Source organism: Sphingosinicella flava (genome assembly GCF_016025255.1).
GTDB lineage: Bacteria > Pseudomonadota > Alphaproteobacteria > Sphingomonadales > Sphingomonadaceae > Allosphingosinicella > Allosphingosinicella flava.
This window is the reverse complement of record NZ_CP065592.1, coordinates 1,486,976-1,498,460: the sequence shown is the minus strand read 5'-3', so window position 1 is coordinate 1,498,460 and position 11,485 is coordinate 1,486,976. Positions and strand designations below refer to the sequence as shown.

At 65.3% G+C, this 11,485-nt stretch carries 9 protein-coding genes; 5 read left to right on the top strand and 4 right to left on the bottom strand.

The window, feature by feature from the left end; translation table 11 throughout:
* The first annotated feature begins 357 nt into the window (after positions 1 to 357).
* The gene (locus IC614_RS07790) at positions 358 to 2,406 is read left to right on the top strand and encodes a PAS domain-containing sensor histidine kinase (RefSeq protein WP_200970791.1); all 2,049 of its coding nucleotides are present in this window, start codon (positions 358 to 360) and stop codon (positions 2,404 to 2,406) included.
* 120 nt (positions 2,407 to 2,526) lie between these two features.
* Positions 2,527 to 3,081, top strand: coding sequence for a hypothetical protein (locus IC614_RS07785; protein WP_200970790.1), 555 nt, complete (start codon positions 2,527 to 2,529; stop codon positions 3,079 to 3,081).
* 93 nt (positions 3,082 to 3,174) lie between these two features.
* Here IC614_RS07785 and IC614_RS07780 read toward each other — a convergent pair whose 3' ends face one another.
* From IC614_RS07780 to IC614_RS07770, 3 genes are all read right to left on the bottom strand, one after another.
* A complete protein-coding gene (locus IC614_RS07780) occupies positions 3,175 to 4,929 on the bottom strand; it encodes a DUF885 domain-containing protein (RefSeq protein ID WP_200970789.1) in 1,755 nt (584 codons plus the stop codon).
* A 240-nt stretch (positions 4,930 to 5,169) separates the two neighbouring features.
* Positions 5,170 to 6,156 carry a tetratricopeptide repeat protein gene (locus IC614_RS07775; RefSeq protein WP_200970788.1) on the bottom strand — a complete coding sequence of 329 codons (987 nt, stop codon included), beginning with the start codon at positions 6,154 to 6,156 and terminating at the stop codon, positions 5,170 to 5,172.
* Positions 6,157 to 6,173: 17 nt separating this feature from the next.
* Positions 6,174 to 6,461, bottom strand: coding sequence for a hypothetical protein (locus tag IC614_RS07770; protein WP_200970787.1), 288 nt, complete (start codon positions 6,459 to 6,461; stop codon positions 6,174 to 6,176).
* Between the two features lie 103 nt (positions 6,462 to 6,564).
* On the opposite strand from IC614_RS07770, the gene IC614_RS07765 reads away from it, so the two are divergent.
* The 3 genes from IC614_RS07765 (at position 6,565) to IC614_RS07755 (ending at position 10,224) form a co-directional block, all read left to right on the top strand.
* Positions 6,565 to 7,809, top strand: coding sequence for a putative DNA modification/repair radical SAM protein (locus IC614_RS07765; protein WP_200970786.1), 1,245 nt, complete (start codon positions 6,565 to 6,567; stop codon positions 7,807 to 7,809).
* Between the two features lie 60 nt (positions 7,810 to 7,869).
* Positions 7,870 to 8,700 (top strand): Cif family virulence factor, encoded by an 831-nt coding sequence (locus tag IC614_RS07760; RefSeq protein ID WP_200970785.1) that lies wholly within the window; start codon positions 7,870 to 7,872, stop codon positions 8,698 to 8,700.
* Between the two features lie 72 nt (positions 8,701 to 8,772).
* Positions 8,773 to 10,224 (top strand): UdgX family uracil-DNA binding protein, encoded by a 1,452-nt coding sequence (locus tag IC614_RS07755; RefSeq protein ID WP_200970784.1) that lies wholly within the window; start codon positions 8,773 to 8,775, stop codon positions 10,222 to 10,224.
* Between the two features lie 133 nt (positions 10,225 to 10,357).
* Here the strand turns inward: IC614_RS07755 and IC614_RS07750 are convergent, their stop codons facing one another.
* On the bottom strand, positions 10,358 to 11,350 hold the full coding sequence (locus IC614_RS07750; protein WP_200970783.1) for an NADP-dependent oxidoreductase: 993 nt from the start codon (positions 11,348 to 11,350) through the stop codon (positions 10,358 to 10,360).
* Positions 11,351 to 11,485 lie beyond the last annotated feature (135 nt).

Here is an 11,485-nt window from a genome sequence, read left to right as displayed (position 1 = left end):
GGCTGTTCCAGATTTGTTCTAATGATGCAAGGGCGCGGCATGCATGGGCAACGCTGCCGACGCGAAATGGGTGCGGGACAAGCGGATCGCAAGGCAACCCCCGTTATCGCCCTGCAAAGTTAAGTTAAGATTTGTTCCCTTAATCTTGAGCAAGATCAGTGACGGAGTGGCCAATCTGCGCTACATGAGCATGAATAGCCGCATACCCACAATCCAGGGGCTATTCCGCAAAGGGGTGAATGAAATCGACATGAGCAGGCGCTGCGCCCTTCCCTGGAGCGGTTGTTGAAAGCCGAAACGTTCGACCTGCAGGCCGCGTCGGTCCTGGCTGCGTTCCGCTCTCCGTTGGAAAGCGGGATGCAAAGGCTATTGGACGCCCTGCCCGTGGGCCTGGTCTATGCCGCGGCGTCCGGCCGCATTCTCGGCGGAAACCGGAAGGCCGAGGAGATTTTCGGCCATCCCATCCTGCCCACCGAAGCGATCGAGGAACATGGCAATTGGGTGGCCTATCATGCCGATGGCCGCCGGGTGGAAGCGGAAGATTATCCGCTCGTCCGCGTTCTCAAGGGCGCGCTGGAGGCCGAGCTCGACGTGCATTACGAGCGGAAGGACGGCGGCAGGAACTGGATCCGGCTGACCGCCAGCCAGATTCGCGACGATCACGGACATATCGTCGGCGGCCTGGTTGTCGTGCGCGATATCGATGCGGAACGAAAGGCCATGGAGGAGGCCCGGACCGCCAACGAACGGTTGCGGGTTGCGCAACGGGCGGGCGGCATCGGCACGTACGAGATCCTTCCCGAGCAAGGCCGCATCCTGGTTTCCGAGGAATTTTGCAAGGTCTGGGGCCTCGACCCCACGGACGAGATCACGGTGGCGCAGGCCGAAAACATGCTCCATCCCGACGATCTCGCCTCTGTCCGCCAGGACGGCGATTATGGCGTCGGCCGCGCCGCCTATCGCGTCATCCATCCGCTGACCGGGGAGAAGCGGTGGATCGTACGGCGGGGCGAGGCGGTGACCGTCGAGGACGGCAAGGTCCGTCATTTCGGCGTGACGTACGACATCACCGAAACCAAGCGGACCGAAGAAGCCTTGCGCGATCGGGAGGAGCGGCTGCGCGCGGCGCTCGAGGGATCGGGCGCCGGAACCTTTCGCTGGGATTTGCGGACCGGCGCCCTCGAATTCGACGCCACGCTCAACCGCCTGTTCGGGTTTCCGGAGGAGGAAGGACCGACGACGATCGAGGAATGCGCGGCCCGCATCCACCTTGACGATCGCGACGCCTTCATCGCCGCGTGCGAGACCAGCATCGCCACCGGCGCCGATTTCGACATGGAATATCGCGTCGTCCGGCCGGACGGCAAGGAACGCTGGCTGCACGACCGGGCCAAGGTCTATTTCGGCGACGACGGCAAGGCCGCCTACATGACCGGCGCCTGCATCGACCTTACCGACCGCATCGTCATCGCGCGGCGGCTCAACACCGTTCTTGAAAGCATTTCCGATTGCTTCATCGCCGTCGATGCGAAGTGGACGATCAGCCTGCTCAACAAAGCGTCCGAGGAGTATTTCGGCTTCAAGCGGGAGGAAGCCCTGGGGCGGAACATCTGGGAGGTCATGCCCTATATCCACGGCACCGAGCTTGAACAGGCGCTCCACCGCGTGATGGAGACGCGCAAGCCGGAAAGGCTTGAAATGGCGTCCAATCACCGGCCCGGCACCAGCATCGAGCTTCGCTTCTCGCCCAAGCAGGGCGGCGGCGTCGCCTGCACCTTCAGCGACGTGACCGAGCGCAAGAAGGCGGAGCGGCACAAGGAAATCCTGCTCGGCGAGCTCAATCATCGGGTCAAGAACACCATGACCCTGGTGCAGGCGACGGCACGCCAGACCTTCAAGCGCGGCGAGGTGCCGGAAGCCGTGCAGCGCACGTTCGAAGGCCGCCTGTCCGCCCTTGCCGCCGCCCATGACGTGCTGACCCGGCAAAGCTGGGAAAGCGCGATGCTGGGCGAGATCGTGACGGCCGCGCTGGCGCCTTTCGGCGCGCTGGAGGAGGGGCGGGTCACGGTGGAAGGGCCGGCGGTGCAGCTCCCGCCCCAGGCGACGGTGATCTTTGCCATGGCCCTGCACGAACTGGCGACCAATGCCGCCAAATATGGCGCCCTGTCGAACGACGAGGGGCGAATTTCCATCACATGGGCGAGGGAAGAAGGCGATGGGAACGCGCGCCTCACGTTCACGTGGAAGGAAAACGGCGGCCCCAAGGTTTCGCTGCCGGAAGGGCGCGGTTTCGGATCGCGCCTGATCGAAAGCGTCTTGGCGGCCGAACTGGGGGGCACGGTGAGGCTGCACTTCGCGGCCGATGGCCTGTGCTGCCTGATCGACGCGCCTTTGTCGGACGGGTGATCCGGACGGCGGCCCGCACCCCTCAAGCCGCTTTTCACCAAATGCTCACCTGCCGCTCATGCCGCTCATCGTGGTCGGGATTAAGCCATCGCCTTCACAAATGTTGAAGGAGGCATGGCAATGGCGGAAACGAGAATGCAGGGAAGAAAGGGGTTTTCCTGGCGGCCGATCGGATGGGGCGGCGCAGCCTTCCTGTTGACGCTGCCGCTGGTCGCGGGGGCGCCCTGGACCCTGTCCGATTATGTCATCATGGGATTGATGCTGGGCGTGGCGGGACTGGTCATCGAGCTGGCGGTGCGCACGTCGGGCAATCGGGCCTATCGCGGCGGCGCGACGCTGGCGGTCGCCGCATCCTTCCTGCTCGTCTGGGTGAACGGCGCGGTCGGATTGCTCGGCAGCGAGAACAATCCCGCCAACCTCCTTTTCTTCGGCGTCATCGCCATCGCGGCCGCGGGATCGGCGATGGCGGGCTTCCGCGCCGCGGGCATGGCCCGCGCGATGTTCGCGGCGGCGGCGGCGCAGGCGGCGATCGGGGTGGCGGCGCTGATCTGGCCGCTCGGATCGCCCGGCTACCAGGGCATTTACGAAGCAGTGATGGGGACGATCCTGTTCTCGGCCTTCTGGCTCGGTTCCGCCGGGCTGTTCCGGCGGGCGGCAGGGCAGGGGCAGCCTTGATCCGTTCCCCGGCGCAGGCCGGGGTCCAGTGGCGCGGGCGGGATAAGGTGTGCCGCTGGGCTCCGGCTTTCGCCGGAGCACAAAGGGGCGTTTTTAAAGAGCCGGGCCGCTATAGGTGGCGATCCAGCGGTCGATTTCCGCTTCGAGGACGCTCAAGGGCACCGATCCGTTGGCGAGCACCGCGTCGTGGAAGCGGCGGATGTCGAATTGCGCGCCGAGGATGCGCTCGGCCTTGTCGCGCAATTCCTTGATCTTCAATTCGCCGATCTTGTAGCCCAAGGCCTGGCCCGGCCAGCTGATGTAGCGATTGACCTCGGCATCGATATTGGCGTCGGTCAACGCGGTATTCTCCTTCATGAAGGCGACGGCCCTCGCCTTGTCCCAGCCCTTGGCGTGAATGCCGGTGTCGACGACGAGCCGCGCGGCGCGCCAGGCCTGGTAGGAGAGCTGGCCCATCTTCTTCGCCGGCGTGTCGTAAATGCCCATCATTTCGCCGAGGCTCTCCGAATAGAGGCCCCAGCCTTCGGTGAAGGCGGTGAACTGGGTGAAATTCTGGCGGAAGGGCGCGAGCTCCATTTCCTGCTGCAGCGCGATCTGATTGTGATGGCCCGGGACGCTTTCATGCGCGGTGAGGGCGGGCAATTCCCAAAACGGACGCTGGTCGAGTTTCGACGTGTTGACGTAGAAGGTGCCCGACAGGCCGCTGGCGGGAGAACCCTGGCCGTAATAAGCCGTCGTCGTCCCTTCCGCGATCTCGGCCGGGATGGGCTTCACGCCGTAGGGCAGGCGCGGCAGGCGGCCGAACAGGCCGGGCATCTTGCCGTCGATCCGTTTCGCCTCCGCCGCCGCTTTTTCCAGCAATTCTTCGGGCGTTTTGGCATAATAGACCGGATTGGTGCGCAGATCCTGGATGAAGGCCTCGCGGCTGGCGAAACCCGCCGCCTTTGCCACTGCCTCCATCTCCGCCCGGATGCGGGCGGATTCCTTGAGGCCGATATCGTGGATCTGATCCGGCGTCAGGTCGGTCGTCGTCTCGGCCCGCACGCGGAAGGCGTAATAAGCCGCGCCGCCCTTTTGCGCCGACACGCTGTCGGCCTTCGCGCAATAAGGGAGGTAGCGGGTGCGGTAGAAGGCGAGGTGCTTGGCATAAGCCGGGTTGATGACCTCCGCGATCGCCTTGCGGCCCCGCGCCTGGAGCGCCGCCCAGTCCGCGTCCGATATGGCGGTGGGCTTGGGCGCCAGGAAGGGCGCGTAGAAGCGCGACTTGGTCGGGTCTTCCGCGATGACGCCGGAAATGCCGCGCTCGTAATTGCCGAGGACGGAGCAGGGGAGGGTGTAGCCGCCCTTCACCGCTTCCTCCGTCACCGCCAGCGCGGCGTCGTTCTGCCTCGGATAGAGGTTGAGGCGGGCGAGGTAGCTTTCATAATCGGCGCGGGTGCGGAACGGCAGGTCTTCGGCGAGGCTCGCGAAGCCCTGATGCCAGCCATAATAGGTCGTGAAGAGCATGACGCGCTGAGGATAGGTGTTCCCCTCCACGGTTTCCGACAGCATCCGCTTCAGGATCGCGTGATTGGTGCGGTCCGGGTCGGTCAGCCCATCGGCGGGGATGGCGTCGAGGCGGGCGAGGAAAGCCTTCGCCTCCGCCGCCCGCCGGTCCTGCGCGGCGAGGCTGAGGTCGCCGATCCTGTCGTCATAATCGCGAACGCCGAGCGTCGTCGCATAAGTCGGCGATTCCCGGAGGAGCCAGGCATAATGATCCTCCAGCAGCTTCGCGAAATCGTCGGCCGGTGCGGCGGCGGCGGGGGTGGCCGAGGCGAGCGCGGCGGCGAGGACGAGGGTGAGGCGCATACTGGTTTCCTGCAAAAAGGATCGGGCTGAATAGGGCAGGCGGATCAAGGCCGTGCTAAGAGGTAAATGCGGCGGAAGCAAAGTGATATGAATTTGAAGGAAGAGGTCAGAGCGACGCAGTTACTGGCAGGCCGGACCGTTGCACGGATATCGCGCTTGCGCGTCAACGAAGTCGCGGTGGAGTTCACGGACGGAACGCGCCTGTCGTCGACGCGCCATCCGAAGCGGTCGAGCTGTCGATCAACCATTGTCCTTCGCCCCTGGAAGACGGCGATCGTTGATCGCGGCGATCCATTCGTCCGCCCGCGGATCGTCCCAAACCTTTTTCCACTTGCGCAAAAAGCGGTCGCCCTCTTCCCAATATCCATGCGCGCAGACTTCCCGCAGTAGGATGAGGGAGGGCCCGTAAGCCGAAAGGCGGTGGTCGGGCACGACATCGCCCGACGCGATCAAGTGGTCGGTCGCGGCCCCCCAATCGCCGTTCCGGCCCGCCAGCATTCCCGATATCGTGTGGAAATGATGCTTGAAATAGGCATGGTCCGCGATTGCGGCCGATACCTTCCGCGCTGTGTCGCGGGACGGGTAAGCGTCGGTAAGGCGCTTCCAAAGATCGCGGCCCCGCTCCGGCCAGTCGAGCATGTCGCCGTGAGCGGCCCGCGCGTCGGCGATCAGCTTCCCGAGCGCGGCGGCTGCTTCCTCCGCCTTGTCATAATTTCCCGCTTCCAGCGCCTCCACTGCGATCCAGACCCATAAATAGGTGGATTGGGGGTTGAGCGTTCTTGCCCGGTCGAATGCCGCGAGGCGGTCGCGAGGCTCCCGGCTGCAGCGCCCGAGATCGGTCCAGAGTTCGGCATTGCCGGGGCAATGGCTGAGGGCGCTCCGGATCAATGAGGCGGCTGCTTCGGGATCCGCCCCTGCCATGTGGTGGGCGGCGCGTCTCGCCAGGTCAGGATCCGCCGGCGCCTCCGCCACCAGCTCCAGCCAACGCGCCTTCATGCGCCGATGGGCTTCGGGCGCGCGGGCGGGGTCGATGCCGCTGAGCGGGGTGAGGAAAAGAAGGTGGCGGGGATCGCGGTCGAGGAACCACGCAATATGGTCAAGCCTTTCCGGATTGTCGTGATCCGCGGCCGTACACAATTCCTCCAGGCGCCGCTCGCGATAGGCGTCCTCCGTTTCCTCTCCGTCCAAGTCGCGTTCCCCTCCAGATTTGGCATTGGCGCTGGACATGGCGCGCCGTCCCCCTGTCAACCTGCCGGCACATCCTTCCATGCCATGACGGCCTTGAATTCGTCGAAACATGGCACGCAAACCCACTCGTAATCGGCGCCGCGCACATAATCCGCCGTGGTGGCGTAGCCCTCATGACAGGCCGCCTCATCCGACTGGCCCGGCTCGGCAATGGTCGCCCAACACGCCGCGCAATGATCATGCTCCCATCCGGGACGGTACGCCTTGTAGGATTTGCGGATGAAGCTCTGGCCTTGCAGGAAAGGCTGCTCCTTCAAATGCACCAATCGCCAGTCATCCGCCATATAAGCGTCATAAACGCCGCCCTCCGCCTCCGCAACCGACGGTGAGGGGGAGCAAGCGCCGCTTAATCTGGACAGAAAGAAAAGTAGAACATATATCGAACATATGGCGCAGCTCGATACACGGCAGAAACTCGCGATCCTGGCCGATGCGGCGAAATATGATGCGAGTTGCGCGTCGTCGGGGACGAAGAAACGGGACAGCAGCGGCGGCAAGGGGATCGGGTCGACGGAAGGGATGGGCATCTGCCATGCCTATGCGCCGGACGGGCGGTGCATTTCGCTGCTCAAGATCTTGCTGACCAACAGCTGCATCTTCGACTGTCATTATTGCATCAACCGCAAGAGCTCCAACGTGCGGCGGGCGCGGTTCACGGCGCGGGAGGTGGTCGACCTCACCCTCGCTTTCTACAAGCGCAATTATATCGAGGGGCTGTTCCTGTCCTCCGGCATCATCGGATCGTCCAACTACACGATGGAGCAGATCGTGGAGGTGGCGCGATCCTTGCGCGAGGATCACGATTTTCGCGGTTACATCCATTTGAAGACGATCCCGGACGCCGATCCGGAATTGATCCATAAGGCCGGGCTCTATGCCGACCGGGTGTCGATCAACGTCGAGCTGCCGACCGAAAAGGGCCTCAAGCGGCTCGCACCGGAAAAGGACGGCGCGCGGATCGAGGGCGCGATGACCGGGATGAAGGCGGCGATCGCGGACGGCAAGGACGCCAAGGCGCGGTACAAATCCGCGCCGAGCTTCGCGCCCGCCGGTCAATCGACGCAGATGATCGTCGGCGCGGACGATGCGGACGACGGCGCGATCATCCGGAAAGCGAGCCGCCTTTACGGGCGGTTCAACCTGCGGCGGGTCTATTATTCCGCGTTCAGCCCGATCCCGGATGCGAGCGCGGTGCTGCCGCTTCAGCGGCCGCCGCTGATGCGCGAGCACCGGCTGTATCAGTCGGACTGGCTGATGCGCTTTTACGGGTTCCAGCCGGGGGAGGTGATGGCGGCGACGGACGCGGCGGGCATGCTGCCGCTCGACATCGATCCGAAGCTCGCCTGGGCGCTCAAATTCCGGGAGCATTTTCCGGTCGACGTCAATCGCGCGCCGCGCGAAATGCTGCTGCGCGTGCCGGGGCTGGGGGTGAAGGCGGTGGACCGCATCGTCGCGTCGCGGCGCTGGCGCAGGCTGACGCTCGACGATGTCGGGCGCCTCACGATATCGGTGGCCAAGATAAGGCCGTTCATCGTTGCGGAAGGGTGGCGCCCCACGGCGCTGATCGACCGCGCCGATCTGGCGCAGCGCGTGAAGCCGAAGAAAGAGCAGCTGGAATTGTTTGCGGCGTAATTTGGGGCTAAAAGCCGCGTCGGGGCGAGATGCGCCGGGGAGAGTGTGACGATGGGGAATATGCGTTTATGGACCTTGGGCGCGGTTGCCGCGCTCGCGCTGGGGGCGCCCGCCACGGCGGACCCGGTGACGGCGGACCCGGTGGTTGCCGCCGAGCGCGCGTTCGCCGCGCGGCATCAAGAAGTGCCGATGAAGCAGGCGTTTCAGGAATTTTCCGCCGCCGACGGCGTCGCGGTGACGCGGGATGGCGTGAAGAACGTCAAGGATTTCATCGCCACTTGGCCGGACGCCAACAATCCCGGCTTCATCCAATGGTGGCCGACGCTGGCCGGCATCGCCCAATCCGGCGATCTGGGCTTTACCACCGGACCCGCATCCTTCGGCGGCAAGCGTTACAGCGATTATTTCACGGTCTGGAAGAAGCAGCCGGACGGCAGCTGGAAGTGGGTCATCGACCAGGGGACCGGGCCGCGTCCGGCCGCGGTGGCGCCGACGCAAAATGTCGCGGCCGTGCCGGTATCGACCCTGCCCCCGATGGAAGCGGGCGCCGCGTGGAGCGACCTTCAGAAGACGGACGGCAATCTCGGCCGGGCGTTCGCCGTCCATCCCGGCACCGCCACTTATTATGCCCCCGAAATCCGGCTGCTCGGCTACAGGCCGGAGCCGGTCGATGGCATTCAGGCGGCGCTTCCCGTTCTCGCGGGCCGGGCGCGCGACCTCAAAACCAGCATGGAAGGCGGCGGCGTGTCCGCGGCGGGCGACCTTGGCTATACCTACGGCATTGCGAGCTGGTCGGAAAATGGCGCGGCGAAGACCGGGCCCTATCTCCGCGTCTGGCAGCGGCGTCCGCAAGGCTGGATGGTCCTGGTCGAAAACGTCAATCCCTTCTGATCCCGGCGATTCCGGTTTCGGGGCGCCGCCGCCCTTCAGGGAACGGCGGCGCGCTTTGCGGCTTCAACCTTCATGCGCGCCGTAACGCTCGCCCATGAGGAGGATTTCGACGGCTGGCGGGATGCCGCCCGCAGCCTCGCCCTCGCCCGGGTGCCGCCGTCCGAAGTGACGTGGAGCGTCGGCGACGCGCCGCCCGACCTGTTCGGCGAGGAAGCGGTGATGCCCGCAGTGGAAGGCCCGGCCTTTTCGGTGCCCCGGCCGTTCGTCGACCTGGCGCGGACCGTCATCTGCCATTCCGAGCCGGAGCGTTTCTCCCTGCTCTACGCGATGCTGCTGCGGCTGCGCGCGCGGCCGGGCGTGCTGGGGGACAAGGCCGATCCGCTGCTGCGGCGGCTGGAGGAGATGGCGAAATCGGTGCGGCGGGACATGCACAAGATGCACGCCTTCGTCCGCTTCCGCGAAGTGGACGAGCCGGACGGGGGCACCCGCTATGTCGCCTGGTTCGAGCCCGATCATCATATCGTGCGGTCAAATGCGGGCTTCTTCGTGCGGCGCTTCACCACGATGCGCTGGTCGATCCTGACGCCCGAATTGTCGATTCATTGGGACGGCGAGACGCTGACGCAAAGCCCCGGCGCGACGAGGGCCGACGCGCCGTCCGGCGATCCGGTCGAGGAGACGTGGAAGACCTATTACGCGTCCATCTTCAATCCGGCGCGGGTGAAGGTCAAAGCCATGACCAAGGAGATGCCGAAGAAATATTGGAAAAACATGCCGGAGACGGCGTTGGTCGGGGACTTGATCGCAGGCGCGCAGGCGCGGGAGGCGGAGATGGTCGCACGGTCGCGGAGCAAGGTCGCGGCGGAGGTGCGGGAGGCAGGGCACGATGCCGCCGAAGCGGCGGAGCGGCGGCTGCAGCCGGGCGGCAACGCGCTGGCGGCGTGGGAGGCCTTGTTCGAGGAGGCGCGGGGCTGCACGCGCTGCCACCTCTACAAGCATGCGACGCAGACGGTGTTCGGCGAGGGGCCGGTCGACGCGCCGCTCATGTTCGTCGGCGAGCAGCCGGGCGATCAGGAGGATCTGGCCGGGCGGGCCTTCGTCGGCCCGGCGGGCCAGCTGTTCGACAAGGCGCTGAAGGAAGCGGGGATCAACCGCGCCAAGGCCTACATCACCAACGCGGTCAAGCATTTCAAGTTCGAGCCGCGCGGCACCCGCCGCATCCACCAGACGCCCAAGGCGGACGAGATCAAGGCGTGTCATTATTGGTACGACCGGGAGCGCGCGCTGATCCGCCCGCAAGTGACGGTCGCGCTCGGCGCCACCGCCGCCCGGCAAGTGTTCGGGCGTGCCGTCACCATCTCCAGCTTGCGCGGGGAGGCGCATAAGCTGGCGGAAGGCGGGGAGGCGTGGGTGACGGTGCATCCCAGCTTCCTGCTGCGCGTGCGCGACAATCGGGAGGCGGAATATCAGCGGTTCGTGGAGGATTTGGCGCGGATCGGGGAGCGGGTGAAGGCGCTTTCCTAGCCCTGCGTCACCCCGGACCTGATCCGGCATCCATGACGCAGTGCTCCGGCGCAGGCCGGAGCCCAGTGGCGCAGAACGGCGAAACTGGCCCCGGCCTTCGCCTGGGAACGATTCCATCAATTTGAATCAAATTCTAAAGCTTCACCAGCATCTTGCCCATATTGCCGCCGCTGAACAGGTCGAGAAAGGCTTGCGGCGTGGCTTCGATGCCTTCGCGGATCGTCTCGCGCGATTTGACCTGGCCGGTCGCGATCCAGCCGCCCATATCGCGGTAGAAATCCCCGATTTCGTTCAGATAGTCGGTCCAGATGAAGCCTTGCACGCGGATGCGGGCGGCGATGACGCGCATGATGTAGCGGAAGGCCTGCGGCTCCGCGTCGTTATAGCTGCCGATCATGCCGCAGATGGCGAAGCGGGCATTCTGGCGGGCGCAGGCGAAGGCGGCGTCCAAGTGATCGCCGCCGACATTGTCGAAATAGACGTCGATGCCTTTCGGCGCCGCGTCCATCAGCGCCTTGACGACCGGCCCGGCCTTGTAATCGATCACCGCGTCGGCGCCGAGTTCCTTCACGAACGCGCATTTGTCCGCGCCGCCCGCCGATCCGATCACCGTCATGCCCTTGGCCTTGGCGATCTGCACCACCGCCGATCCCACCGCGCCCGCAGCCGCCGAGACGAAGACGGTGTCGCCTTCCTTGGCTTCCGCCACGCGGAGGAGGCCGAAATAAGCGGTGCCGCCGGTGAGGCCGAGATTGCCGAGCCATTGTTCTTCGGACACGCCCAAATCGGGCAGCTTGGTGAAGAGCTGGGCCGGGCCGACCGCCTGCTCGCGCCAGCCGAGCATGTGCTGGACCTTGTCGCCGATCTTGAGATCGGGCGCGTTGGATTCGACGACGGTGCCGACCGCGCCGCCTTGCAGCGGCTCGCCGAGCGCGAAGGGCGGGACGTAGCTTTTCACGTCGTTCATGCGGCCGCGCATGTAGGGATCGACGGAGAGCCAGCGGTTTTCGACGCGGACCATGCCCTCGCCGAGCGGCGGGAGGTCGAGGGATTTCAGCTCGAAATCGGCCATTGCGGGCATGCCGGAGGGGCGCGAGACGAGGTGCCAGGCGAGGGTGCCGGTCATTGGGGGCTCCTGTTGGTTTGCGGGGAGCTTAGATTTTTCCAAGTGAAGCGCTAGCCTTAAAAGCCCCTCCCCTCGATGGGGAGGGGTTGGGGAGGGGTGATCTACGACGTAGAGCGCGGCTCTTCCGGAAGCATC